The following is a 25,792-nucleotide window of genomic DNA, read 5'->3' as shown; positions in this document are numbered from 1 at the left end:
TGTCGATTGTATTTAAAAGTCCTTGTCAAACTCTCCCCCTTCCTGTTCCCAATCCGCCTGATTATCCGGCTTCTGGGTTATCCGGATATCAAACTTCAGCCTCTTTGCCTTTATCGTCAGCGTAGAGGTACGGTCGGGGTCGTTCTCAGCCATTGCGCGGAGTGTTTTTATCTCAAGCTTCCCATCCGTTGCCGTGGCGGGTTTCGTCACTCGGAAATCGGTATTCTCCAAGGAGGCATTCCTTGTATAGGAAACTCCTCCGTCGAAGCTCATTTCCCAGTCGGCAGGGTCTATAGAACTCTCCATGTCTATGGTTCCTTTCTGTCCTTCATTTCCGGGCAAAATGATGTTTTTTTTCTGCGCATACATCCAGTCCGTACCGTCGAATACGATGTCCTGAAAATTGTCCGTCCATCCTGTAATCTCTATACCCATGTTTATGCGCAGGCTCTCGTAAGCCTCTTGTGCGGAAGTTTCCCCGTCACCTTGCACGGAGGTGATACTTACATAATACCGGTGGTTGCGCAGCAGGTCTATGAGCGAGCGGTCGGCTGCGTTGTCATTGAAGTCGATCCGGTAATAACTATCGGCATGCCCGTTGTACGAGCCGCATACCACAAGTGCGCAACGGTCTTTATGTCCGGCATCGCCGGGTTTCCCAGTGTGCCCCGGACCACCGGGAACGGTTTGCCGTATATCCGCCTCAGGCAGATAGATTTCACGGCGTATGCCGTATGCTCTTGCGGGCAGGTCATAGATGAAAGGCGCTGTTATCAGCGCAGCTCCCCCTTCGGGCGAAGGTGCCGTCACTTTACGCAGGCTCGCATCGTAAACGGTAGCCAGAGGCATAAAGGCATACCGGTTATTGGGACGGTATACATATACCTTTTTAAGCACGAAAGGGATGTCTTTTCCTGATGCATCCTTCCCATTCCAGCCGGGCCATGTAGCGAGATTCTCTGCCGCCGGGCCTTTGCCCACCCCCACCTCCACACTTGCCAGTGCTCGGATTGCCGGAACGGTAATACTGGCAGCATCAGCCGGTACAGATATGGGCGAGGCTGCTTTTCCCCACATTACCAACCCTTCCGTAGGCGAAGCTGCCGGCAGGGCCGCCGGGCTCAGTTCGTTGCTCACAAGCATCGTTTGCAGATCATCATAGTTTTTCCCGTTGAAGTCCGCCAGGTTCTTACCCTGCATCCAGTCGTCTACATTCGTTAGTACCAAACAGTCGAAAGTCGTCCTCGTCCCCGTGTTTACAATCAGGGAGGCGGTAAAGGTCCATTTCGCCGGATCACTGACGTTGGGTGTCACATTCTTTCCTTTCACCACGGTATACACCCTGTTATCGGTCGTATTGAAGAAAAAGACATATACATCGTTTATCAAGCTTTCCTGCTCCACGCTCAGGGCACGCGTAGGGCTGGCAGGCTGGTTGGTACGCAGGCGTATTTTCACCTCCACCTGCTCCGGTTGCCCCGGTTCCGGAGTCAGCCCTTCTTCCATGCGGTCGTTGGTGCAGGCTGCTGCCAGCACCAATAGTCCGGCAAGTGCTGCCCTGCACACAAAGGCCGAAGCGCTTTGGTAATGGGGTATTCTCTTCATGGGCATAGGTATTATGTTGTTGTATTCATATTATAATCCTGAATTATGGTCGATTATCTCCCAGCCGTTTACGGTGAGTACCACGTCGGTCGGTTCGTCAGGGCTATCGACGGTAAACACCACCTCGAACCGGTCTTCCAGTTCCAGGTCGGTGCCCGGCTTTTTGAGCAGGAGTTCCGAGAGGCTTCCGTCATAGATGACGTTCTCCGCACGGGTGCCGCCGGTGGGGCGGTAGGTCAGCGTCAGACGGGAAGCGTCCCCGTCCCACAGGCGCAGCACGGTAAAATCGCAGTGTATTTCGCTGCCGGCCCCGGTAATCCGGGGGATATATTGTACAGGGTCGTTGCCATGCGTACGGTTGTCAAAAGTATAGTCGCCATTGGTGGCGGTAATGGTGCAGCCGAAGTCTTCCGGCCGGGGGATGAAAGTGTTCTTCCCCTTGATTGTGATACGTACATCATTGGTGTTTTTGTGCAGGTCCGCTTCATATTGGTCTTTGTCGGCAAGGCCGGCGAACAGGGGTATGCAGATCCCGTTAAAGAGTTTTCCGGCAGGTTGGTCCGTGATACCTCCGGGATTCCTCCGAAGCTTTATCAAGGCATCGGGAAGGTATTCGGAAGATTCATAGCTATAGGTTTCCTGAAGGTCGCCCGCCCATGCAATCAGGGTGTAGCGGCCCATCGGCAGCATAAGCTGGCGGACATTGCCCGGGGCCAGGTCGCTGCGGTGTAGCTGCTGTTCCAGTGCAAGCCGGTTCTGGTTATCATAAACAAACAGGTGTATGTTATCTATCCCTTCCGTATCGAACAGGTCTTTTCCCTGCGTGTTGTGTGTAAACAGGAATCGCAGGCCGACAGGATAGCGGCAGTCGTCCCTGTCGTCCCAGATGCAGGAGTTGACGAGCAAGGCTGCCGACAGCAGGAGTAAATATTTAAAGATGTTTCTGAATAACATGGGGTTTTGCTTTTATATCCGGATACCGTTTTTAGTTCAGGGCATGGCTGTTCCGGAAGGTTCCATAACCTGAAATACAAGGAGAAAAGGAGTGGATGGGGCTATCCCATCCGCTCCGGTTTCCAGTATGGGAGTTATCCCAGCGGTTCGTTCATCAGGATGGCATTCCATGCCTCTATAGTGATATCGGCAGAGATATATGTTGATTCTTCCAACGGAGTAGTCGGCTCTGTCGGAACCACCACATCCGGATCGGTAGTACTGGAGCCTCCCAGGCTGTTAATCTGTGTAATATTGATTTTGTAGAAATGGTTGCGCAGTACACAGTACTTCTGTTGAAGAGCTGTCTTGGCGATGTCGCGAAGGTTCACACGGTAATAGCAACGACCGTCGGTATAGGTCTTGACTTCCAGGTTGGTTGCATCTGCTTGCTGTGCCGTGTTGGCTTCACTCTGGTCGGCATAGATGGTACCGGTTTTGGCAGTCTTATTCCAAAGGAGATAGAAAGTACCGTCTCCGCCCAAGACTTTGTTTTTTCCTTGGATTTCACTTTCATCCGGTACGTATTTCAACTGTACCAGCGCGAAAGTGGTGTTACCTGTAACGGGTGCCTCATTTACATTCTCCGCAGTATAGAAAGAGTTGGTAAACTTGTGGTCCCAGGCGGTAGCAGCATCTTTGGCATTCGCCATGTCGGCAGGTACGGTTGTCAGGTGGTCGTATGTACCGTCGCTGGGAGTTGTATCTGCCTGGTCAGCAGTGGCTCCCACGGGAGTCTGTTCGTAGTCCTGGCGCGGCAGGAACATTTTGGTGTTCATCTGTGCCACCAGATACTTCGGTTCGCTGAATGTTCCCTTCAGGTTGGCATTTTGAGTTACGGTAGCCGTATTGTACTGCATCTGTACCTTGGCCGCACCACGGGCAACGGTGATGGCAATCGGATTGCCCTTTGCATTAGCCTCGTCTTGCACAGCCAGGGTAACTTCTGTTTTACCAATCATTACGAACGCACCTGTTGCCGCGATATTGTTATCCGCTACCCCATCAGTAGTTCCTGCGTTTACGGCAAGTGCCTTAAAATCAGCCAGCGTCTTACCTATGGCCAGTGTCATGTCCGGTTTTGCATTAGCCACGGCATAGATTTCTTTCGCGCCTGTAGTGGTGACCAAGGTGGTAGTACCCACATTGTTGTTATCCAACGTGATGGTTCCGGTAGTTTCCAGTACCCCTCCGTTGAATATAAACAGGTTCAGTGTACTGATCGACTGCTCCACTGCATCGGCGTTGGCATCTGAGGGCGTGGCGGCACGTGTGCTTTCCGCTGCTTTTACGCTTACCGAAAAGGCGGCATAAGTCTTCACTCCTTCTACTCCCGGGTTCATGTCCGGCACTTCATTCTCTTTGTTACAACCGGCCAGGGCTGTTAGCGCCAGGGCCATTGCGAGGAAACTTCTCATCTGTTTCATTTTACGTGACATTTAGTTAAATAAACGAGATATTTAAAAAATAATTAATATATGATTTTGTCTGTTGCTTCATTCCGGAGCTCCGCCTGTTGCAGTTGCAGGGCATGGTTTCTCCGCTCCGGTATAGTATAGCCTGATGTATCCGGCATTCCTTTGTTGAGGGAATAAATGTTTCATCATCCATCGGTAGGGTACTCCATCGTTCAGGTCCATCAGTTGTTTCTCACGCCCCTCGGACACGGGAACCGTATCGATGATGTGCAAAATCTTCTCCCGGCAAGGCACACTCCCGGAGGTGGCAACCAAGTCCCGCAGTTCATCCCATCCTTCGCCCATATTGACCGTTTCAATGTCCGGCAGGGGAACGCCGCGTGCTGCGGTATACTCCCGTAATACGGCCGCGCGCTTTCCTGCCAGATAGGTATTGCGCCTTAACGAGCCTTCAATAGAAGCATAGCCCACTATCACCAGCCGGGTAATGCGGATGGCTGTATCTGCCGTCATCACACGCAGGGCCTTATCCAGCCGCTCCAGCGTGGTTGCATTGTCCATATAGGCGGTGTCTATCGTTATGCGTCCCTGGCGGAAAAATACACGCAGGGCATCCGGGTCACGGAAGTAATTGGCTGCCTGCTTCTCCGCTTCGTACAATTCGTCACAGTGGATGAAGCCCTCTGTCTTCGCAAGCTGTCCGGTAGGGGAAATCACGGGTTCGGGCGCAACGGCTGGTTCTTTCGCCTGTGGCTGTCCGGGCAAGGGTAAGGCAAGCGCCAGGTCGACGGCAGCCAACGTGGAGGCGAGCAACCGCGAACTACAACAACCGGTAAGACGGTTGTCGATACGTAATGAAGCATGGTTCATCCAGGGCTTGTAAGGCAAGACAGCTTTATAAAACAGCGTATCGGAAGCCGGAACGGTAAGAAATACGTCTTTCGGAACGTTCCGCCCGAAAAGTGCCTTCCGCTCCTGTGAACGGCGGTTCCTGCTTCCGGATATCCGAGCAGCAGGCAACAGGGCTTTTTCCGTTCCCCCATAGATGACAGGGGTAAGGTCCATACGGTAATCGGACGGAAGACCGAGCGCTTTGAGTGTAAGACGTACATGCACACTATCATTTGCAAAACAGGTGTGGGAGTCGATGACCCGGATATCCGCTTTCTGGGCATGTACCGGACCGAAAGACAGCAACTGTAATAATATGAGGAAGGACATGACTTTTGTTTTCATATATGCTATATATTGAGGAAGGGAACTACTTGATAAGATAAATAATGGAGATACAGGCTTTGGTAGGTGCAAAGAACCCCTTCGTACGGCCTGCTTCGAGTTTCCTGCCGCAAGCGGCACATTCGTATTTATCATACCGGGCATACATATAGCCCAACCCCAGAGAGGCTTCCAGGTTCCACCTCCGGCCTATCATCCATTGGTAGCCGTAGGAAACTCCCGCACCGCCTGCCCAACCTTCATAGCGGAACTCACGACTGAGCCCGGGTAAAGGAATACCTTCAATATTGAAAGCCCCGCCCAACAGGTGCACACCGAAGAAGTGGCCGTTAAAGCGTTCGCAAAGCCAGTAACGTGCTTCGGGCTGGACAAAGAACTGCTTCAGTTTACGGTTGCCGGAGAAAGTCCATGGATTGTAACTTGCCGAAAAATCAATAGTCCAGCGGGGAGACAGGCCGAACTCAGCACCCAGATTCAGGGTGGTGGTAGCATCAGATAAAAGGTTGCTCTTTACAGCTATGTTCTGCCCGAAAGCGGCAGGGATGCAAAAAAAGAGCAGGACACTTACTATGAGGGGAACTTTCATCGTTTGTTTCTTTGTTATCGTTTGTTTCTTTGTTACCGTTTAATTCTTTCCTAAGTCTCCACTACTTAAGTTTAAGAGGAGAATATAAATTACTTCCAAATGGAAGAACATATTCTATGTATAATTCGCTACAAAATTTCATTTCTTTTTTGGCTCTTCCATCTGAATATAATATTCAATCAGATAGAAATCGGAACCCGGTTACTGAACCCTTATAGGAAGATCCGTTTCTTACAAAGAAGAAGAAAAACTCAAATCTTCCGTTTCTTACAAAGAAAGAGAAAAGAATAAAAAATATAATTCAAAATACTGATAAACAAAGGTATACAAACCTTATCACAAAGGGAATAAAAGCGTTTTTTAAATCTTTCAGGAGGAAGTTGTTATTATAATATTCAAAAAAAGGCGCTGAAAATATTGTTTTTTTTCTTGTTATATGTATTTTTGTATCGGAAAATAGAATTGGGCTATAAGAGTTTACGAATATTTTCTCTTTCTTTGTAAGAAACGGATTTTTTTCCCTTGTGCACTGTGCTTTTTCTTTACTTTTGTACAGGAAGAGGTTACCTTCCGATATTTCTGTTTCTTTTTCGCTGTTGGATATCGTGTTATTTCTTGTTTGTGAGGAGGCACCCGTTGTTACACCTTTCCGGCCTTTCTGTTTCCTTTGCCCAGCCGGGGCGGAAGTATCCCTCAACATTTGGTCGAGCATGTCATTGATTTCCGTATCCACTTTCCCGGAGGAAATACGGGAAAGGTAAATCTGCGTAGTACGAATATTGGAGTGGCCCAGGCATTGGCTGATAAGTTCGACCGGTTTACCGCTTTCCAGCATCAGCGTGGCCCAGGTGTGGCGCATCACATATGTGGTCAGTGGCAGCGAAAGCCCGGCAAGTTTCCCGATTTGGGAAGCATGCAGATTTATACGCCTGAGAGCAGTCTCTTCCGAGATATTTTTGCTATGCTCCTTTCGACTGTGCAGGAAAGGAAAGACAAAAGGCGAATGTTTCTGAAAATAACACTCCATGATTTCACGCGTTTCGGGCAAGATACCGACCTCAACCGGATTTCCCGTTTTACTGCGTGCATAGCGGATACGGCCTTCACTTTCCACCATCTCCCACCTCAGGTTATATACGTCCCGGAATACCATCCCCTGGGCATAGAAAATGAATAGCAGTACATCGAGTGTCTCTCTCAAGGGCACTTTCAACTTTTCCCTGAATCCGGGTTCCAGCAATTTCTTCATCTCTTCCACTGTCAATGCCCGTTTGGAAGGCTGGTATTTCTTTATTTTCACGCCTTTGAACGGGAAAGGAACGTATCCCTGCTTGTCTTTCAGGGATGCCAGCGAAAGGTTGTACATGGCGCGTGAATTGCGAAAATAAAAATCGACCGTTTCCGGGTGATTGGGATGAAGGGTGGTCAGATACCTCACCCAACTTTCCACCCATTCCGGAGTTACCTCCCGTAAAGTAAAACTGGCAGCATCCTCTTTCAGAAAAAGGGTCAACTTCCTTATACAGGTTTTGTAGTTGCCCGCCGTACGCGTGCACCCCAACCGTATTTTCTGATTTACCTGCAAATTAAACATCTCTATCACAGTCACGGCAACCTCTTTCTCTATGTTAATCTTTTTCTTCATCTCATTAATTATCAATTGGTTTAATAGAGGTGAATTAACGAAAAACAAAAGAAAACACGAAAAGTTCAACAAATACGGCTTCTTTAGATAAAAAGAGGGGATGTCAAAGGTATATGATTGCGGTGCAGGAGTAACCTCCTGTTAATTCTCTTTTTCCTTATATTCAGTAAAAATATTCATCATCTTATCCCATGCCTCCCCTGCCTTTTTTTGCAGCTCTACATCTTTATGAACAGAAGGGTTCAAGTGAAAACTGAATCTTGAGTCTGCCGTAACTGCATAATCTCCTAATACATATAAAACCAACGCTTTGCCTCCTTTGGCATTCTCTTTTATCATAAAGCTATAGCATTCGTCATCATCTCCTACAACCAACGATTGTTTGCCAATTCTCTTCCACATCCCCGTATCCAGGCTGCTCAGCTCCAGCGCATCTATAAAAGTATACATCTGATCTACGGTTTTCAACTGAGTAAATCCATGCAAACCTCTATTTCGCCACTTGTAACTATCCGTATTTATATGTACGGATATAACATGTCCGTTTACCGTTCCCAATTTATAATATTCATCAAGTGGAACATCCAAGCTACTATATTTTTTTAAGGTGCCGGCATTTCCGGTCCGGCTCTCTACAGTAATAAAAGAATCGATTATAGCCTGTTGGGAAACCGTATATTTTTTGTCCGTTACCGTAGGATTATATACTTGCCCATAACGACGTTCTACCGCTATCACGGTATCTGTTTTCCGGAAATCATTTATATCCCATCTCAGCAAGCCGTTATTTTCACAAAAACCAAGTTCATCAAATTCAATTGTTTTCCCTTCCTCGATGTGGAAACCTGTTTCCCGGTCATAGGTATAGGAACGCGCTTGTTTGACAATGCCATTACTATGATAGTCGAATTCCTTTCTGTACAAAAGACCCTCTTTTGTATATAGAAATACACAGTAATCTTTTTCTTTCACATAAAGCGCATCCCGGCAGTCAGCCATAAAATCATTCAACAACGGCTCGTAACCCGTATAAACAAAGTCGCACGTTGAAGCCTTTATTTCATCATTTACCTTAAATGCACTGTTTACGATTTTATGGCATTCATAACGGCTACTACTAAAACCCACATATTCACCTTTGTCGTTAAAGCGAAAGACACCGATTACCCGGGAGTCAAAAGGATTTATATATATTTTAGCATCATGGAAAAGAACTGTCCCATTCTTTATCGTTTCCGGATAGGCATCTTTCCAAAAAAGTTCTTCCGGAAGAGGCGAATAAGCTCCGCACATCCGCGATAAACAAATTACAATACAAATAAATCCGATTACAACAGATACCAAAATCGTACCGAAATGCATAAAACCACCGGTTTTCACGCCATACCGGCATAATAGCCCGGCAAACAGAAGCACTCCGAAAAGTACTGCACCAGACAAAAACTGCCGCCACAAAGTGCCCGGTTCAATCCAACTACCCGATGATTGCCACAAAAAGACACCCGCAATCAGCAATAAAACAGGAATTGCAATGAGAGCACCCTCGCCTGCCTTATAGCCAAGTAAAAAACTATATGCCAAAAATATGCCCCAACATACAAACATCAAAGAGTAAAGTCCGACAAGAGCAACACCCAATGTATCACCGTTTGAAAAAACCAACGTTACTATATTCAGTATCAAAACTGGAATTACAATCCACAATAGAACCGTTATATATATACTCATTTTAGACTTCATATTCTGCATTCTGCATTCTCTTTGTATATCAATGGATACAAATATATAAAAGATTTACGAATATGGTAATAACCACCCGCGCAGATTATGTTTACTGACTGCGCAGTTCTTTTTTACTACCCGGAACATAGTAAAAAATAGGTTCCGGGTAGTGGCGGCAATCTGCGCGGGTAGATTTGGAGAGTTGGGAACCGGCTTTTTCTGTCCAGAACGTGAAACCATAGAGAAAGAACGGCAGTTTGATTCTTAAATAAAAAAGGCCGCCTTCTTGCGAAAGCGACCTTTTCTTTTATCATAGATGGGAAGAATTACATCATACCGCCCATGCCACCCATACCCGGGTTCATAGCAGGAGCTGCTGGAGCCTCTTCTTTCTTTTCTGCAATTACACATTCCGTAGTTAGGAACATACCAGCGATAGAAGCTGCATTTTCCAAAGCTACACGTGTTACTTTTGCCGGGTCGATTACGCCGGAAGCACAAAGGTTTTCGTATTTGTCCAGACGGGCGTTGTAACCGAAGTCACCTTTGCCTTCTTTTACTTTCTGAACAACAACCGCACCTTCTTTACCTGCATTGGCAACAATCTGGCGCAACGGTTCTTCAATTGCACGTTTAACAATTTCGATACCTGTTGTTTCGTCTTCGTTTTCACCTTTCAAGCTTTCCAAGACTTCGATTGCACGGATATAAGCAACACCACCACCAGGAACAGTTCCTTCTTCGATAGCAGCACGAGTTGCATGCAAAGCATCGTCAACACGGTCTTTCTTTTCTTTCATTTCCACTTCAGAAGGAGCACCTACATACAGTACGGCAACACCACCCGCCATTTTAGCCAGACGTTCCTGAAGTTTTTCTTTGTCATAGTCAGAAGTTGTATTTTCAATCTGAGTCTTGATCTGACCGATACGAGCCTGGATAGCTTCTTTGTCGCCGGCACCGTCCACGATAGTTGTTGTATCTTTATCAACAGTAACCTTTTCTGCTGTACCCAGCATATCCATTGTTGCACCTTCCAGCTTCAAACCTTTTTCTTCTGAAATAACAACACCACCTGTCAGAACTGCGATATCTTCCAACATCGCTTTACGACGGTCGCCGAAGCCCGGAGCCTTAACTGCACAAATCTTCAAAGAACCACGCAGGCGGTTTACAACCAAAGTAGCCAAAGCTTCGCTATCGATATCTTCTGCGATAATCAACAGAGGACGGCCGCTCTGAACTGCCGGTTCAAGGATAGGCAGAAGATCTTTCAATACAGAAATCTTCTTGTCATAAATCAGGATATACGGATTTTCCATCTGGCATTCCATCTTTTCCGTATCTGTTACGAAATACGGAGAGATATAACCACGGTCGAACTGCATACCTTCTACTACATCCACTGTAGTCTCAGTACCTTTAGCTTCTTCAACTGTGATAACGCCTTCTTTCTTTACACGCTGCATAGCTTCAGCAATCAGTTTACCGATAGCTTCGTCACCATTTGCTGAAATTTTAGCCACATGTTCGATTTTTTCGAATTTATCGCCTACTTCTTCAGCCTGGTCTGCGATGCTTTCTACAACTTTAGCAACCGCTTTATCGATACCACGTTTCAGGTCCATCGGATTAGCACCTGCTGTAACGTTCTTCAAACCGACACCGATAATAGATTGTGCCAATACAGTAGCAGTAGTTGTACCATCACCTGCATTGTCGTTAGTTTTAGAAGCAACTTCCTTAACCAACTGTGCACCCATGTTTTCGAACGGGCAAGTCAGTTCAACTTCTTTTGCTACAGTTACACCGTCTTTTGTAATGTGAGGTGCACCAAATTTCTTTTCGATAATTACATTACGTCCTTTCGGGCCTAATGTTACTTTTACTGCGTTAGCCAATTCATCCACACCTTTCTTCAGAAGGTCGCGGGCATCCATATCGTATTTAATTTCTTTTGCCATAGTGGTAATATATCTTTATTTTTATTGTTTCAATAATTAATTAGATGATAGCTAAAATATCAGATTGACGCATGATCAGGTATTTTTCACCTTCCAGTTCAATTTCTGTTCCGGCATATTTGCCATACAATACAGTATCACCATTCTTTACAACCATTTCTTCATCCTTTGTTCCGTTACCTACGGCAACAACTTCACCTTTTAAAGGTTTTTCTTTTGCTGAATCAGGAATAATGATTCCGCCAAGTGTTTTTTCTTCTGCTGCAGCTGGCTTAATCAGCACTCTGTCTGCTAATGGTTTAATGTTCATCTCTAATATATTTTTTAAATGTTAATAATATTGTTGTTTTCACAGTCCGCCTCAACCGGACGTTTACATCTATACGAAATCTGTGCCAAAACAAACCAAATCCAAAAGACTGCCAATTTTTCACTGCTGTCCAACAGACAAACCGACACAACTGACAGGATGACTCTATAAGATGTAAAAACAGACAGATAATAAAATTATCTTTTTATCTTCTGAAAAATTATTTATAACATAACAGCTAATCGATCCGGATTGTCGATATGGAATGCCCTACAAGCAAAGGCTGGTAAACTCTATCCCTGATCCGGATTGATATCCTTCTATCTTCATTCCCTTCATTTGCCAAAGCGATAATAATACTTCCATCGGGATTCTTAAAAGCCAGCATATTCGTGTACGTTCCCTCTGTTTCCAATTTATAAGCTCCGGGTTGCACGTAATGGCTCAAATGTTTTATCACATAATATTCCGGAGTATACCGGAACGTTTTATTTGCCGGATCGACAACAACCAACGAGTTTTGCGCCCATCCCCAACGACTGATACCACCTTGTTCCAGGGATATGTTCCAATACATATAAGCAGAAGCCCCATTATCCAAATAATGACGCATCAAATTCCAGGAATATACCGCACCATTCCAATCATTCAGCCCATCTCCGCATTCCTGTTCGGTCTGATATAATTTCATATCCGGATAACGTTTATGTATTCCGCCAATCGCTCCTTTTCCTGCCCATTGGAAACCCACACCACTTACATACCGACTGCTTAAGGCATCATTCAACACGGTATCGACCAAGGCTTCATTGGCGCGCTCCATCGTTCCGAACATTACATCTACGTCCAAATCCTTCATTGCCGGTCCCAAGTATTTACCCACAAAGTTGGCTAAAGCGGAAGAAGTCCAACAACAACTGGGAAATATCTGAGCCGAATTAAATTCGTTCTGAGGCATCACGGCAAAAATATCGATGCCTTGTTCCTTATAAGCCGTAATAAACTTGGAGAAATATAGGGCATATGCCTGTAAATACAAAGAGTCCTGAATAAACATATCCGTACCTTCATGACCCGCTTTATCTGCAGGAAGCCCGTTACGGTACTTTTCATCATAGGCCTCACCGGTATAAGCGGAAGCATAATGTTTATTGTACTTCATCCAGGAAGGAGGACACCAGGGAGAAGCCCAGATACGCAAATCCGAATTATATTTCTGTGCATTCCGGATAAAAGGAATTAACGTTTGCTGGTCATTGGCAATCGTAAAATTCTTCATTTCAAAATCGCCATCCGTTTCATTATATGAATACCAGTCACGGGAGAAATCATTGGCACCGACCGGCATACGGCAAATCGTAAAATTAGCCCCATACTCAGGGAAGAATAATTCTTCCATAATCTTCTCCCTGTCTACAGGCTGCAAGCGGCTAAGAGAAATCCACCCCAACTCATTAAAACACGCCCCGAAACCATCTATCACTTGCTGTTTCCTGTCGATATGGACGGTTGCATCGATTGTTTTTATGGTATCGGTAGAGGCAGAAATCAAATCCGGTTGTTCTTGCCAAGGGGCCGTTTCTGTAGTAGTAACCCAGGAAGCACGGGGATTGAATGAACAGGCGCTTAACAAGCCCGCAAATAAAAACACACAACAGGATTTTTTCATGATATTCATTTTATAAGTAAAGCAGGTTTTACAAAAGTCTATATGATGAGGCTGTGGCAAAAAAGCTATTACTGAACGCTGATGGCACAGAATACGCAGATTCTTTATTGAAAAAATATTGTCTGCGTGAATCTGCGCCCTGTCTGCGAATTCTGCGTTCCTTTATATAGACTTTTGACACATTAAAATTGTTCGATCAATTCGTCTACAGTAACAGGCTTTTGCTCGCCTGTCAGCATATTCTTCAGATTGATTTTGCCTTCGTTCATTTCTGTCTCGCCAACAATAGCTACAAACGGTATTTTCTTAGTATCGGCATATCCCATCTGTTTCTTCATTTTTGCAGATTCCGGATACAATTCCGCACGGATACCGGCAGCACGGACTTTGAAAATTAAAGGCAATAAATAATTCGCTTCTTTTTCCCCGAAATTAACAAACAACAACTGGGTAGTAAGTAAAGAATCCGCCGGATACAAATCCAATTGGTTCAGTACATCAAAGATACGGTCCGCACCAAAAGAAATACCGACACCGGATACGCCATCCATGCCGAATACACCCGTCAGGTTATCATAACGTCCGCCACCGGTAATGCTTCCAATCTGGACATCCAAGGCTTTAACTTCAAAGATTGCTCCCGTATAATAATTCAAACCGCGGGCCAGTGTCAAATCCAGTTCCAACTCTGCATTCAGAGACAGAATATCTATACGGTCGAGTATAAATTCCATTTCTTCTATGCCCTTCACTGCAACCACCGAAGCACTCAGTTCCTGTTTCAGGACGGCAAGTTTCTCACGGTTCGTACCGCTCAGCATGATAATCGGTTGTAAACGGGCAATTGCATCTTCGGAAAGTCCTTTGGAACGAAGTTCTTCATTCACATTATCCAACCCAATCTTATCCAGCTTGTCGATAGCCACCGTAATATCCACAATCTTATCCGCTTCACCGATAATCTCGGCAATACCGGAAAGAATCTTACGGTTGTTCATCTTGATGCAAACACGGATACCGAAACGGCGGAACACCTCATCCATAATCTGGATTAATTCCACTTCGTTGATAAGAGAATCGGAACCTACCACATCCCCGTCGCACTGATAAAATTCACGATAACGTCCTTTCTGAGGACGGTCTGCACGCCAAACCGGCTGTATCTGGTAACGCTTAAACGGGAATGTTATCTCATTACGATGCTGAACCACAAAACGGGCAAAAGGAACGGTCAGGTCATAACGCAAGCCTTTTTCGCAAGCCTTTACTCCGAATTTCACAGCATTCCGTTCCAGTAATTCCTCGTCTGTAATACCTGCAAAACAATCTCCCGAATTCAATATCTTGAAAAGCAGTTTATCTCCTTCTTCCCCATATTTACCCATCAGGGTAGACAAGTTCTCCATAGCCGGGGTTTCAATCTGTTGAAATCCGTATAGATGATAAACTTCGCGAATCGTATTGAATATATAATTACGTTTCGCCATCTCTTCCGGCGAAAAATCTCTTGTACCTTTGGGTATACTTGGCTTTTGCATATATTTATTCTTTATTAATTTCAGACTGCAAAGATAATGCTTTCAAACATTATTTTCCCAAACTTATATGCGGATAGCTTCCATTTTGTAAAAATAACAGCATTTCACAAAAATAAAATGTAAGTTTGCCAACCTAACTAATTCTATTTTGAAATGAAACCTGATTCCCTAAGAAAAATTTTGTTGTTGACCTGGATACTGGTAATACATTGTAACATACTCCCGGCTATTGTCCCAAACGACAATGCACCTGTCAAATTGCCCAATCGCATATACTCCGGATTACAAGGGAAACATCATGTACAGGGAATTGCTATCGATCAGGAAAAAGGCTATATGTACTTTTCCTTTACAACCAAATTGATAAAAACCGATTTACAAGGGAACCTCATCGGTAGTGTCGAAGGACTAACCGGACATTTAGGTTGCCTGACATTTAATCCGGAAAACGGACAAGTATACGGCTCCTTGGAATATAAAAACGATGCCATCGGCAAAGGCATAGCCGGAGAGGAAGCCTCCCGGAAAGAAAGCGCATTCTACATAGCCATTTTCGATACGGACAAAATAACCTGCCCGCAAATGGATGCGGAAAAAGACGGTATCATGACGACTGTCTATTTAAAAGAGGTGGCAGATGATTATTATGCAACCGATACCAACCATGGAAACCCCGTCGACCACCGATACGGATGCTCAGGCATCGATGGCGTAAGCTTTGCCCCAAAAGCCGGAAAGAAAAAAGGTAAAACATATCTTTACGTTGCCTACGGAATCTACGGCGACAACAAACGGACAGACAATGACTACCAAGTCCTGCTCGAGTACGATATAAAAAACTGGAAAAAATACGCACAAGCTCTTTCACAGGGGGCACCACATAAACAAGGACCATCCAAACCGAATGAAAAATATTTTGTATTCACCGGTAATACTACGTATGGCATACAAAACCTGGCTTACGACCCGGCATCCGGCAACACATATGCCGCTGTCTACAAAGGGAAAAAAGAAATTTATCCCAATTATTCATTATTTGTTATCGACTGGAACAAACCCGCCCGGAAAATGCAACTAAAAGGTTTCGACAGAAAAGAAGTCCGGAAAGTACTGCCTCTAAGCAACCAGGGACTTTATGATAAAGAAAGCGGGGTCTACGGTTGGAATTTCCGTTGGGGGGCAACAGGTTTATGCCCCTTAGGAAACGGATATTTCTATATTTCGCATGATTCGAACAAACCTCAACAAAACAGTACGGTCCATCTGTACAAATGGACCGGGAATCCGGACAATCCTTTTCAATCGGTTGTCCGGGAAAATGATATGTAATTAATCACGGCTTCTTCCGCCAAGGAAAATCATGATATAATATAATAACGTAGCAAGAGAACCTAAAGCAGCCACTACGTAAGTATAAGCAGCGGAACGTAAGGCGTCTTCTGCTTTATCGTGTGTGTAGGCATTTGTAATACCGGCATTGCTCAACCATGCCAAAGCTCGTTTACTGGCATTGATTTCAACAGGCAATGTTATAAAGCTAAACAATGTTGTCGAAGCGAACAGTATGATGCCGAACAGTAATAGCTGAGGAAATTGATGAATCAATAACATACCGCCCAGCAACACCCATGTCATAATGTTGGAAGCGAAACTAACCACCGGAACCAATGCCGAACGCATTTTCAAAGGAGCATACGAAGTTGCATGTTGTACGGCATGACCACATTCATGCGCTGCAACAGCAGCCGCAGCGATACTATTACTATAATAAACAGACTCACTCAAATTCACAGTGTGATTTGCAGGATTATAATGGTCCGTCAAATGACCGGGTGTAGAAATCACCTTCACATCATTAATACCATTATCACGCAACATCTTCTCTGCAACATCCTTTCCGGTCATACCATTCGGCATAGGAATCTTGGAGTACTTCTCGAACTTGTTTTTCAGTCGGGAAGAAACCAGCCAGCTCAAAAGGGCAAACCCAATAAATATGATCCAATACATGCTCATAATCTTCTAAATTTATGTAGTTATACTATCAATGAAAAGCAAAAATCCTGCCAAAAACAAAAATGGCAGGAGATCGTCCTTTCAGGATGTGGTCTTCTGCCATTTTGTATGGTAAAATAATTTATTCTTCAGTATATCTGATAATTGTTTGTTCGCGGTCAGGACCGACAGATACGATTTTAACAGGAACTCCCAATTCTTCTTCCAGGAAAGACAGATAAGCATTAAACTCTTCCGGAAATTCATCTTCGCTCTGCATTTTTGTCATATCAGTCTTCCAACCCGGCATTTCAACATATACCGGTTCGATCGAATCATTAATTTCGAACGGGAATTCTGTAATCTCTTTGCCATCCATATTGTAAGCTACACAAGCTTTTATAGTGTCAAAGCTATCCAACACATCGCTCTTCATCATAATCAACTGGCTTACGCCGTTAATCATTACCGCATATTTCAAAGCCACCAGGTCTATCCATCCGCAGCGGCGTTTACGTCCTGTAACGGAACCGAATTCATGTCCGAGTTCACAGATTTTATCTCCCGTTTCGTCAAACAATTCCGTAGGGAAAGGGCCACTTCCCACACGTGTGCAATATGCTTTGAAAATACCGTATACTTCACCGATATTGCGAGGAGAAACACCCAGGCCGGTACAACATCCCGCACAGATCGTATTGGATGATGTCACAAACGGATAAGAACCGAAATCGATATCCAGCATGGTACCCTGTGCACCTTCTGCCAAAACAGACTTACCGTCTTTCAGGTAATTATTGACAACATGTTCGCTATCTATCAGGTTGAATTTCTTCAAATATTCCAAAGCCTTGAACCATTGGGCTTCCAGCTCCGTCACATCATACTCATAATTCAAAGAACGCAGAATAGCTTCATGCCGTGCTTTAGCTGCCGCATATTTTTCATCGAAATTATGAAGCAAATCGCCTACACGCAGGCCGTTACGGCTCACTTTATCCGTATAAGTCGGACCGATACCTTTACCGGTAGTTCCGATTTTACCGGAACCTTTGGAAGCTTCATAAGCTGCATCCAATATACGATGAGTAGGCAGGATTAAATGAGCTTTCTTGGAAATACAAAGCTGTTTTGTCAAATCGTGACCGCTGGCAGCCAACGCTTCTGCTTCCTGCTGGAACAACAACGGATCCAGTACTACACCGTTACCGATAACGTTCACCTTTCCTCCCTGGAAAATACCGGAAGGGATTGAACGTAATACATACTTTTCACCGTTAAACTCCAAAGTATGTCCTGCATTGGGACCTCCCTGAAAACGAGTTATCACATCGTAATTCGGAGTCAGCACGTCGACAACTTTACCTTTGCCTTCGTCACCCCATTGCAATCCTAATAAAACATCTACTTTCATCTTTTTATATAATAGGCTGTTAATATTCTCATTTTCCGTTTTTCTGCTGAAGCCGGTACTTACATTTGCTGCAAATGCCATATATGTATAAGGCATAATACTCCGGAGTAAAACGGGATATTTTCAGATTCCTAAGATCGTTCCGCAGTGTTACGTCTTTCAAATCCCTGATTGCCCCGCATTTCGTACAAATCAAATGCTGATGGGTCTCAGCCAAAATACGCAATTCATATTGGGCAGACTGAGGCGTCAACTGGTGGCGAACAATCAAGCGGCAATCTTCCAGTACCTGCAAAGTATTGTAAAGCGTTGCCTTGCTGACATGAAAATTCGTTTCTTCCAATTTCTGCGCAAGCAGGCACATGTCGAAATGACCGGGGAAAGTGCATATACATTTTAATATGGTATAACGTTCCTCTGTCTTTCGTAGTTTTTTCTCTGCAAGGTACCGGGTTAACAGTTCCTGCATTTCTATGTACCTTTTTGCATCCATCTCTCTCTTGTTGCGACTTCACGCGACCGACAAAGTTAGCGCATTTATTTTAAACGCAAAACCTTAGCGGTAATAATCAAATTCAAATTTCAAATCATTATAGATTTCCTTCAAGTCCGGCCGGCTCTCAAAATCCGGATAAGTTTCAAAAGCATTCAGTATTTGCCCGGACTGTTCCACGGACTGCCGCCCATAGAATTTCATGGCCTTCACGGCAGACTGCCGCTCTTTAAAGGTTGCGGCAAACAATGGTTTAGCCAAAGAACGCATCGCCTCTATCATAAAAGCCGCTTTCACCGGAGCAATCACATTTTTATTTGCTTTAAACAACTCACCTAAAACAAGGAATGCGGTTGTCCGTGCATACTCCTCACGTGTATTAAATATCAGTCCCAATACAAGGTCTTCCGCATAAGGCAATTTACAAAACAAATTTCTGCTGCATTGTTCCGCAATTTCCAAATAGGGTATTTCTGCCGTCCACTGTTCGGCCTTTTCTAAAGGGAAATCATCTACCGGCTGCAAAAAAGTTGCCAGTATTTTGAACTCCCTTATATCTTCTTTCCAAAGAGCCGATGCCAGTTCCGTCCCGGGTTCGAAAGAAGCGGCAATCTGTTTAATTTCAGGCAAAGGCACTCCGAAATTCAGCTTATAGGTAATCCCCTTCTCCCGCATGCTGGTGGAGATAACGCCATTCATAGCCAGACGAAGGCGCTTCCGGATTTCTCTTATCGTATCTTCAACCATAAGCCATTAATCATTATAAGAAGGCAGGAATGAATAATTCTCACTGTAACGCAACATCTGGTCTGCATATCCTTCCGTATAATCCAGTACGACATCCGTCACTTCTCCCGCTTTATCCTTCACTTCTTTCATTACAGGATTAACAAATCCTTTATAGGGTGCCAGATTCAGTTTGGCATAACGCCCGAGAACTTCCGCATGCAACACAGGGTCTACTTTCACTCCATAATCTTCTACCAGCTTCTTTCCGGCAGCAAAATCGCCTTCACTCTTAATCCGTTGAACTTCTGCCAATAAATTGCCGAACAGTTCCCGCAGTTTAGGATAATTGTTCACTACGACATACGTTTTGCCGTCTTTCTTTTTCAGTTCGATTACATTATCGGATTTTCCTCTCTCATATACCCATTTAGCTATCAACTGGCGGTTGCGCATATGTGCCTCTTCCACATTCTTGCCCTGTTCGATACGGACCAACTGTGTCATCAAGCCGTTCATTATATATTTATAATATTCCGCCTTGTATGCTTCCGCATCCGGCACAAGTCCCAGCTCAACCAGTTTGGCATCTCCTAAATAATATAAGCCGAATAAGTCCGCACGAGTTTCTTCCAAAGTCGAACTATACGCTTTTAACGCATCAGGGTCCGTATTCTGAAGCAGTTTTCCGGAACCGTGTCCCAGACATTCGTGCAAATCCGTATGCAGATTATCCGTAATAAAACCATATTTGGCAAGCCCTTCGCGTTCTACGTCGCTCCATACAAACTCTTCATTAAAGCCATTTCCCTGCGAAGCTTTATCATAAGCCTCCGTAATATTTTCAATGGTTACCGATTTGGAACCGAAATCACGCCGTATCCAGTCCGCATTCGGCAGGTTAATACCTATCGGAGTTGCCGGATAGCAATCGCCGCCCAACATGGAAACCGTAATTACCTTAGCGCTTACCCCTTTTACTTTTTCTTTTTTAAAACGACTGTCCACCGGAGAATGGTCTTCAAACCATTGGGCATTGTCGCTAATCACTTTTGTACGTTTGGTTGCCTCTTTATTAATAAAATTCACGGTAGACTCCCAACTGGCCTTCATCCCCAGCGGATCGCCATAGGTTTCAATAAAACCATTTACAAAATCGACATCCGAAACAACATCTTCCACCCAAAGGATAGAATAAGCGTCAAATGTCTTTAAATCACCGCTCTGGTAGTAAGCAATCAACTTTTCGATAATCGCTTTCTGGATAGCATTCTCTGCAAAAGGGATAGCCTGTTGCAATTCAGAAACAATTTTCTCTATCGCCGGGGAATATAATCCTCCTACTTTCCATACTTTCTCTACGATTTTGCCGTTTTCTTTTACCAAGCGGCTATTCAATCCGTAGGATATCGGAGCAATTGTATCTTTTCCGGCTTTCATCCCGGCATAAAAGTGTTCCACTTCTTTTTGCGTAATACCACCCCCATAATAATTGTTGGCAGAAGCCAGTATCAAATCGGCATCTCCACTCTGTACCGTCCGCTTCGGCAATACGGTAGGATCAAAAATAACAGGGCTGATTTCTTCCATAAACTGTGCCACTGTCTGACCTTCGCGAAGCGGCAGTTCCGAAGCATCCAACTGTACTACGCAATGCTGAAAAAATTCAGGGGTAAAGCCCGGAACAAATTTATCCTCGGCATAATGGTGATGAATGCCGTTAGCAAACCACACCCGTTTCAAATAAGTTTCCAAAGCGACAAACTGTGCATCCTTCCTGTCGCCCTTATATCCTTTATAAATAGCTTCCAAGGTTCGCCGTATCGGTAAATTATACCGGCAATTCTGGTCATACAAAATATCCCTTCCCATCTGGGCGGCTTCCGACAGATGATATAATAATTGCTTCTGTTGCAATGATAAATCTTCGAAACCCGGCACTTTATAACGTAAAATCTGCAAATCTGCAAACTGGTCAACCACATAATTGAAATCATCTGTTTCAGTTTTGGTATTCCCAGCCTTCTGCCCGGAGCAGGCAGTCATAGTCATAGCTGTCATAACTGTTATTATTAAATTCTTCATTATTTTGATTTTATCTTTTTGCAAAAATAAAGAAATATCCTCTCTTCTCCTACTTTAGCCCGATAAACAATCCCCCTCATAATTGAAAAAAATGCCGTACCTTTGCAACGTATAATTATATATAAACATGGAAATAGCAGCATTAGTATCAGGAGGGGTGGACAGCTCCGTTGTTGTTCATCAACTGAAAGAAGCAGGATATGATCCGACAATCTTCTATATCCGTATCGGAATGGAAGATAAAGACGGGTATATCGATTGTCCTGCCGAAGAAGACATTGAAATAACCTCTTATATCGCAAAAAAATATGGATGCCGCTTCGAAATCGTCTCACTGCACGAAGAATACTGGGACCGTGTGGTAAGCTATACGATAGATTCTGTAAAGCGCGGTCTTACTCCTAACCCGGACATGATGTGCAATAAATACATCAAATTCGGTTGTTTTGAAGAAAAATGGGGGAAAGATTTCGATAAAATCGCAACCGGCCATTATGCTACGACGACAGAAATAAACGGCAAAGTGTGGCTTTCCACAGCCAAAGACCCGGTAAAAGACCAGACTGACTTTTTAGGACAGATTACCCGTTTGCAAATACAGAAACTCATGTTTCCCATCGGGCATCTGATGAAAAGCGAAGTACGAGCTATTGCCGAACAACAAAAACTGCCCAGTGCAAAGCGTAAAGACAGCCAAGGCATCTGTTTCCTGGGAAAAATCAATTACAATGATTTTATCGAACGTTATCTGGGCAAACGTACCGGAAAGATTGTAGAGCTGGAAACGGGTAAAGTATTGGGCAAACACAATGGTTACTGGTTCCATACCATCGGACAAAGAAAAGGGCTCGGACTTAGCGGAGGACCGTGGTTCGTTATCAAGAAAGATATCAAACGGAATATCATCTATGTTTCCAATGGCTATGACCCGGAAACCCAGTATGGGAAGATAATCAACCTGCACGGCTTCGATTTTATTACGGAAGATCCTTGGGGTGAATTTACCGGTGAAAAAGAAATCACATTCAAGATTCGCCATACCCCGGAATTTACTCCCGGACGCATCCGCCGTATCGGCGACCTTTACCGTATTGAATCTGAAAATAAAATACAAGGTATAGCCCCCGGGCAATATGGCGTTATATACGACAAAGAACATCATCTCTGTTTCGGCAGCGGAATGATTATCGATGAAGATAAATAAACAGGTAAAAAAAGAACTCATAACTATCATTTTCCGAAATCATAGTTATGAATTTCAAAAATGATAGTTATGAGTTCAAAATCCCGTAAATATAAGTTTCCCCCTCCATATCATATAAATTACCTGAAAAACGCATCTACCCCCGCACTCCGAATATCTTCGCAGAGGCCTCCTTTCTATTACAAAAAAATTGGACTTTCGCTTGGTTTATAATATAAACTTATTTATATTTGCAGCGTACGAGTAAGATATGCGCAGCTTCTCGTACTTTTTTTATCCGCACGTAGTTTATATTATAAACTTGTTTGCTATAAATTCTAAAAACAGAAAAAACAATGGAAGCAACAACTCATTCAAATCAAAAAAACAGTTCATTTCCGGCTCAGCCGAAAATAAAACGGATCATATTACTAAGCCTGCTGGCTATGATTTCTATTTGCAGCCAAATCGGAGCGCGCACTATTATTGTAAAGATTAGTAATATCCGGGGAGAAAAAGGGAATATCCTGGTTATGGCCCAATCCGGAAAAGAGAGCAAACCGGTTTACGGGATGGCAAAACCAAACAACGGCGAAGTAACTGTCAAACTGGAAAATATCGAATGGGAACAATTCGACCTCTCTGTCGTCCATGATGAAAACGGTAATTACCAAATGGATTTTACCGAAGATAAAAGACCGGCAGAAGGATATGCCATGAAGAATTGTAAAACCCGGAAAGAGGAAGAAACTATCAAATTGAAATTGTATTATCCTTCCAACGAATAAAACCATGAAAGGATTGCTACTCCTCACACTTATCCTCACGACCTGCTTTCCGGGCATTGCCCAAAAACAGGAAACGGTGGTATACTCCGGGCACCTTGCTGATGCCCGGGGGAACGGAGTAGAATATGCAACGGTCATATTACTACAGGACGGCAAACAAAAAGCAGGAACGATAACTGACGATCAAGGCAATTTTACAATGGAAATACCCGGCGGAACCTATACATTCATAGCCCAGTGCCTCGGATACGAACCGGAACAAAAAAGCATATCGCTATCCTCATCTGTTTGTGATACCCTTTCATTAAAATCTTCTGCCTATTCACTGAAAGAAGTTGTGGTACAAGCCAAAAATATCGAACGCAAAGCGGACCGGTTCGTTATATCCGTTCCTCTTTCTACCGGAAAAGACGGAACCGAACTATTATCGCAAGCACCGGGAGTATGGCTTACGGAAAACAATATTTCCATCAATGGGGCACAAGGCACCAAAGTTTTTGTCGATAATCGCGAAATCAAATGGACAGGTGAAGAGCTTCTCTCCTATTTACGTTCGCTGAAATCGGAAAACATAAAACAAATAGAAGTTATTCCGATAGCAGGGGTCGAATACGAAGCAAGTTCACGGGGAGGTATCATCAAAATCTCACTCCGGCAACGTCCTAATGACGGTGTTCAAGGAAACCTGATGATGGGAACGGCTCTGTCTTCCTCTTTAAACAATTATCTCCCTTCCGGAACACTCAATGCGCGTACCGGCAAATGGACGATTAATGCGACAGCCTCAGCAACATTCAGCCCGAAAGACAATAGCGTAATGACTTCTATCCGGGAATATCCGGATACTGAAAATCACTTCTCGAGCCTTTCCGATTTTAATGTTCATTCCAAGTATGGAACCGGACGTATCGGAACTGTTTTTGAGATGGATACACTCAACAGTTTCGGAGCGGAAATCGAATATATCGGGCAAACGTCCAAAGGCGGCTCCGATAGCCGGACAGAACTGTCCCAAAAAGGGATTCAGATAAACAGCAACGGCGATTATTTCTTAAAAAACAAATACAATACATTTGCCGCTACAGCCAATTATCTTCATAAATTTGATAGCCGGAGGGGCATTTTCAAAGTAATAGTCGATTATGCCAATAAAAAGTCAACAGGAAAAAATGACTATCATATCCTGCAAAAAATAAAAAATTGGAACAAAGACAGCACTTACCGAAGCCAAGCTGATGCGGCCTATGATATGATAACGTCGGATATATCGGTTATAAAGTCTTTTAAAAAAGGCACATCCCTGAATGCAGGGGTGAAATATACCTATACATTTATGGATGATAATTCGAATTATGAAGGCTTATCGGGTAACGGGCAATGGAATATAATTCCGGCTTATGGATACGCACTGAAATACAAAGAAAACATTATGGGAATATATTCCTCCTTCTCGACGGAAATCAATAGATGGGCTTTTATCGCAGGTTTAAGAGGAGAATATACCCGGACCTCTAACCGGAGCGACCATCTCAAACTGGATTATTTCGACCTATTCCCAAATGTAAGTATCAGGTATGCTTTCAACAACCTGAAAACATGGATGCTCGCCGTACAATATGCCCGTAATATCGAACGCCCGCCTTTCTATATGCTTAATCCGAACCGCCTGCAAACATCGGACTACAGCTACAACATTGGAAATCCGTATCTGAAACCGACTTATATCAACCGTTTCAGCACAACCGTTATTTATAATTACCGGTATGTACTAAGTATAGGAGGGAACTTGCATCACAATCTGATTCGTGAATTTTGCAAGCAGGATGCTATCAACCCGGATGTCTCTTATATCACTTACGAAAACCATGACATCGAAAACCATTGGTTCGTTGCAATCAATATTCCTATGCAACCAACTTCATGGTGTAGCCTGACTGCCAATGTCGTTGGAGTCAAACAGGATATACGGATGACAGGCAAAGCTGCTTTTGCACATCATTACCTGGCATTTGCCTATGTGAATGCTTCTTTCAAGTTACCGGAAGAGTTCACCCTGGAAGCTCAATACAATGGAGCAAGCCGCCTTTACTCAGGAAACAGTGAAATCGCTCCACGACATATCCTCAGCCTGTTCGTCAGGAAAAAACTTGCCGGAAACCGTTTTCTGATTACTGCCTCGGTCAATAATATCTTGAATCGTTATAATGATTTTGCAAGCCATATCGAAGCCTACACGACACAAAGCCATTATGAGAGCGGGAGTATCGGACGGACATTCAAAATTTCTTTAACCTGGAACTTCAACAGTGGCAAAAAAATAAAAAAGGCAACCATCGAACGAAGCTCCGGTTCAGAAAGAAACCGGCTGGATGAAAAATAAGCCGGAACGATTGATGATTAAAGGCAATGACGTTATCTTTGA

Annotated in this window: 20 protein-coding genes; 4 read left to right on the top strand and 16 right to left on the bottom strand. The window is 44.1% G+C overall.

Going from position 1 to position 25,792, the window contains the following annotated elements; genetic code table 11:
• Window positions 1-12: 12 nt before the first annotated feature.
• The 11 genes from ACGE0T_RS01765 to hisS form a co-directional block, all read right to left on the bottom strand.
• Window positions 13-1,605 carry a fimbrial protein gene (locus ACGE0T_RS01765; RefSeq protein ID WP_459188846.1) on the bottom strand — a complete coding sequence of 531 codons (1,593 nt, stop codon included), beginning with the start codon at window positions 1,603-1,605 and terminating at the stop codon, window positions 13-15.
• A 30-nt stretch (window positions 1,606-1,635) separates the two neighbouring features.
• Entirely contained in the window at window positions 1,636-2,559 is a 924-nt protein-coding gene (locus ACGE0T_RS01760; RefSeq protein ID WP_459188845.1) for a FimB/Mfa2 family fimbrial subunit, read from the bottom strand.
• Between the two features lie 134 nt (window positions 2,560-2,693).
• Entirely contained in the window at window positions 2,694-4,025 is a 1,332-nt protein-coding gene (locus tag ACGE0T_RS01755; protein ID WP_459188844.1) for an Mfa1 family fimbria major subunit, read from the bottom strand.
• A gap of 69 nt (window positions 4,026-4,094) precedes the next feature.
• Window positions 4,095-5,252, bottom strand: coding sequence for a hypothetical protein (locus tag ACGE0T_RS01750; RefSeq protein ID WP_459188843.1), 1,158 nt, complete (start codon window positions 5,250-5,252; stop codon window positions 4,095-4,097).
• A 25-nt stretch (window positions 5,253-5,277) separates the two neighbouring features.
• Window positions 5,278-5,838, bottom strand: coding sequence for a DUF3575 domain-containing protein (locus tag ACGE0T_RS01745; protein WP_459188842.1), 561 nt, complete (start codon window positions 5,836-5,838; stop codon window positions 5,278-5,280).
• 301 nt (window positions 5,839-6,139) lie between these two features.
• On the bottom strand, window positions 6,140-7,483 hold the full coding sequence (locus ACGE0T_RS01740) for a tyrosine-type recombinase/integrase (protein ID WP_459188841.1): 1,344 nt from the start codon (window positions 7,481-7,483) through the stop codon (window positions 6,140-6,142).
• Window positions 7,484-7,624: 141 nt separating this feature from the next.
• Window positions 7,625-9,211, bottom strand: a complete 1,587-nt coding sequence (locus tag ACGE0T_RS01735) for a hypothetical protein (protein ID WP_459188840.1) — start codon at window positions 9,209-9,211, stop codon at window positions 7,625-7,627.
• Window positions 9,212-9,531: 320 nt separating this feature from the next.
• On the bottom strand, window positions 9,532-11,169 hold the full coding sequence (gene groL, locus ACGE0T_RS01730; RefSeq protein WP_459188839.1) for a chaperonin GroEL: 1,638 nt from the start codon (window positions 11,167-11,169) through the stop codon (window positions 9,532-9,534).
• A 40-nt stretch (window positions 11,170-11,209) separates the two neighbouring features.
• Window positions 11,210-11,479: a co-chaperone GroES gene (locus ACGE0T_RS01725; protein WP_459188838.1), complete on the bottom strand. Its 270-nt coding sequence runs from the start codon at window positions 11,477-11,479 to the stop codon at window positions 11,210-11,212.
• A 238-nt stretch (window positions 11,480-11,717) separates the two neighbouring features.
• On the bottom strand, window positions 11,718-13,148 hold the full coding sequence (locus ACGE0T_RS01720) for a glycoside hydrolase family 30 protein (RefSeq protein ID WP_459188837.1): 1,431 nt from the start codon (window positions 13,146-13,148) through the stop codon (window positions 11,718-11,720).
• 182 nt (window positions 13,149-13,330) lie between these two features.
• Window positions 13,331-14,686, bottom strand: coding sequence for a histidine--tRNA ligase (gene hisS, locus ACGE0T_RS01715; RefSeq protein ID WP_459188836.1), 1,356 nt, complete (start codon window positions 14,684-14,686; stop codon window positions 13,331-13,333).
• A gap of 153 nt (window positions 14,687-14,839) precedes the next feature.
• On the opposite strand from hisS, the gene ACGE0T_RS01710 reads away from it, so the two are divergent.
• Window positions 14,840-16,015, top strand: a complete 1,176-nt coding sequence (locus ACGE0T_RS01710) for a hypothetical protein (RefSeq protein WP_459188835.1) — start codon at window positions 14,840-14,842, stop codon at window positions 16,013-16,015.
• Here the strand turns inward: ACGE0T_RS01710 and ACGE0T_RS01705 are convergent, their stop codons facing one another.
• The 5 genes from ACGE0T_RS01705 to ACGE0T_RS01685 form a co-directional block, all read right to left on the bottom strand.
• Complete coding sequence (locus ACGE0T_RS01705; protein WP_459188834.1) at window positions 16,016-16,702, bottom strand: zinc metallopeptidase; 687 nt, start codon at window positions 16,700-16,702, stop codon at window positions 16,016-16,018.
• Between the two features lie 121 nt (window positions 16,703-16,823).
• Window positions 16,824-18,095: an adenylosuccinate synthase gene (locus tag ACGE0T_RS01700; protein ID WP_459188833.1), complete on the bottom strand. Its 1,272-nt coding sequence runs from the start codon at window positions 18,093-18,095 to the stop codon at window positions 16,824-16,826.
• 28 nt (window positions 18,096-18,123) lie between these two features.
• Entirely contained in the window at window positions 18,124-18,588 is a 465-nt protein-coding gene (locus ACGE0T_RS01695) for a Fur family transcriptional regulator (RefSeq protein WP_459188832.1), read from the bottom strand.
• Window positions 18,589-18,651: 63 nt separating this feature from the next.
• Window positions 18,652-19,335 (bottom strand): DNA alkylation repair protein, encoded by a 684-nt coding sequence (locus ACGE0T_RS01690; protein ID WP_459188831.1) that lies wholly within the window; start codon window positions 19,333-19,335, stop codon window positions 18,652-18,654.
• A 6-nt stretch (window positions 19,336-19,341) separates the two neighbouring features.
• Window positions 19,342-21,399: a dipeptidyl-peptidase 3 family protein gene (locus ACGE0T_RS01685; protein WP_459188830.1), complete on the bottom strand. Its 2,058-nt coding sequence runs from the start codon at window positions 21,397-21,399 to the stop codon at window positions 19,342-19,344.
• Window positions 21,400-21,526: 127 nt separating this feature from the next.
• Here ACGE0T_RS01685 and mnmA point away from each other — a divergent pair, with 127 nt between their 5' ends.
• The 3 genes from mnmA to ACGE0T_RS01670 all read left to right on the top strand — a co-directional run bounded on the left by mnmA (window position 21,527) and on the right by ACGE0T_RS01670 (window position 25,750).
• Complete coding sequence (gene mnmA / locus ACGE0T_RS01680) at window positions 21,527-22,603, top strand: tRNA 2-thiouridine(34) synthase MnmA (RefSeq protein WP_459188829.1); 1,077 nt, start codon at window positions 21,527-21,529, stop codon at window positions 22,601-22,603.
• Window positions 22,604-22,938: 335 nt separating this feature from the next.
• Window positions 22,939-23,370, top strand: a complete 432-nt coding sequence (locus ACGE0T_RS01675) for a DUF2141 domain-containing protein (RefSeq protein ID WP_459188828.1) — start codon at window positions 22,939-22,941, stop codon at window positions 23,368-23,370.
• Between the two features lie 4 nt (window positions 23,371-23,374).
• Complete coding sequence (locus tag ACGE0T_RS01670) at window positions 23,375-25,750, top strand: outer membrane beta-barrel protein (RefSeq protein ID WP_459188827.1); 2,376 nt, start codon at window positions 23,375-23,377, stop codon at window positions 25,748-25,750.
• The last annotated feature ends 42 nt before the right edge of the window (window positions 25,751-25,792 follow it).

The sequence above is a fragment of the Parabacteroides sp. APC149_11_2_Y6 genome, from assembly GCF_054506995.1.
This window is presented reverse-complemented; position numbering and strand designations above follow the sequence as displayed.

Excerpts from the sequence above, each read along its gene's own strand:
- ACGE0T_RS01765 (WP_459188846.1), bottom strand. The coding sequence starts at position 1,605 with ATGAAGAGAATACCCCATTACCAAAGCGCTTCGGCCTTTGTGTGCAGG.
- ACGE0T_RS01760 (WP_459188845.1), bottom strand. The coding sequence starts at position 2,559 with ATGTTATTCAGAAACATCTTTAAATATTTACTCCTGCTGTCGGCAGCC.
- ACGE0T_RS01755 (WP_459188844.1), bottom strand. The coding sequence starts at position 4,025 with ATGAAACAGATGAGAAGTTTCCTCGCAATGGCCCTGGCGCTAACAGCC.
- ACGE0T_RS01750 (WP_459188843.1), bottom strand. The coding sequence starts at position 5,252 with ATGAAAACAAAAGTCATGTCCTTCCTCATATTATTACAGTTGCTGTCT.
- ACGE0T_RS01745 (WP_459188842.1), bottom strand. The coding sequence starts at position 5,838 with ATGAAAGTTCCCCTCATAGTAAGTGTCCTGCTCTTTTTTTGCATCCCT.
- ACGE0T_RS01740 (WP_459188841.1), bottom strand. The coding sequence starts at position 7,483 with ATGAAGAAAAAGATTAACATAGAGAAAGAGGTTGCCGTGACTGTGATA.
- ACGE0T_RS01735 (WP_459188840.1), bottom strand. The coding sequence starts at position 9,211 with ATGAGTATATATATAACGGTTCTATTGTGGATTGTAATTCCAGTTTTG.
- groL (WP_459188839.1), bottom strand. The coding sequence starts at position 11,169 with ATGGCAAAAGAAATTAAATACGATATGGATGCCCGCGACCTTCTGAAG.
- ACGE0T_RS01725 (WP_459188838.1), bottom strand. The coding sequence starts at position 11,479 with ATGAACATTAAACCATTAGCAGACAGAGTGCTGATTAAGCCAGCTGCA.
- ACGE0T_RS01720 (WP_459188837.1), bottom strand. The coding sequence starts at position 13,148 with ATGAAAAAATCCTGTTGTGTGTTTTTATTTGCGGGCTTGTTAAGCGCC.
- hisS (WP_459188836.1), bottom strand. The coding sequence starts at position 14,686 with ATGCAAAAGCCAAGTATACCCAAAGGTACAAGAGATTTTTCGCCGGAA.
- ACGE0T_RS01710 (WP_459188835.1), top strand. The coding sequence starts at position 14,840 with ATGAAACCTGATTCCCTAAGAAAAATTTTGTTGTTGACCTGGATACTG.
- ACGE0T_RS01705 (WP_459188834.1), bottom strand. The coding sequence starts at position 16,702 with ATGAGCATGTATTGGATCATATTTATTGGGTTTGCCCTTTTGAGCTGG.
- ACGE0T_RS01700 (WP_459188833.1), bottom strand. The coding sequence starts at position 18,095 with ATGAAAGTAGATGTTTTATTAGGATTGCAATGGGGTGACGAAGGCAAA.
- ACGE0T_RS01695 (WP_459188832.1), bottom strand. The coding sequence starts at position 18,588 with ATGGATGCAAAAAGGTACATAGAAATGCAGGAACTGTTAACCCGGTAC.
- ACGE0T_RS01690 (WP_459188831.1), bottom strand. The coding sequence starts at position 19,335 with ATGGTTGAAGATACGATAAGAGAAATCCGGAAGCGCCTTCGTCTGGCT.
- ACGE0T_RS01685 (WP_459188830.1), bottom strand. The coding sequence starts at position 21,399 with ATGAAGAATTTAATAATAACAGTTATGACAGCTATGACTATGACTGCC.
- mnmA (WP_459188829.1), top strand. The coding sequence starts at position 21,527 with ATGGAAATAGCAGCATTAGTATCAGGAGGGGTGGACAGCTCCGTTGTT.
- ACGE0T_RS01675 (WP_459188828.1), top strand. The coding sequence starts at position 22,939 with ATGGAAGCAACAACTCATTCAAATCAAAAAAACAGTTCATTTCCGGCT.
- ACGE0T_RS01670 (WP_459188827.1), top strand. The coding sequence starts at position 23,375 with ATGAAAGGATTGCTACTCCTCACACTTATCCTCACGACCTGCTTTCCG.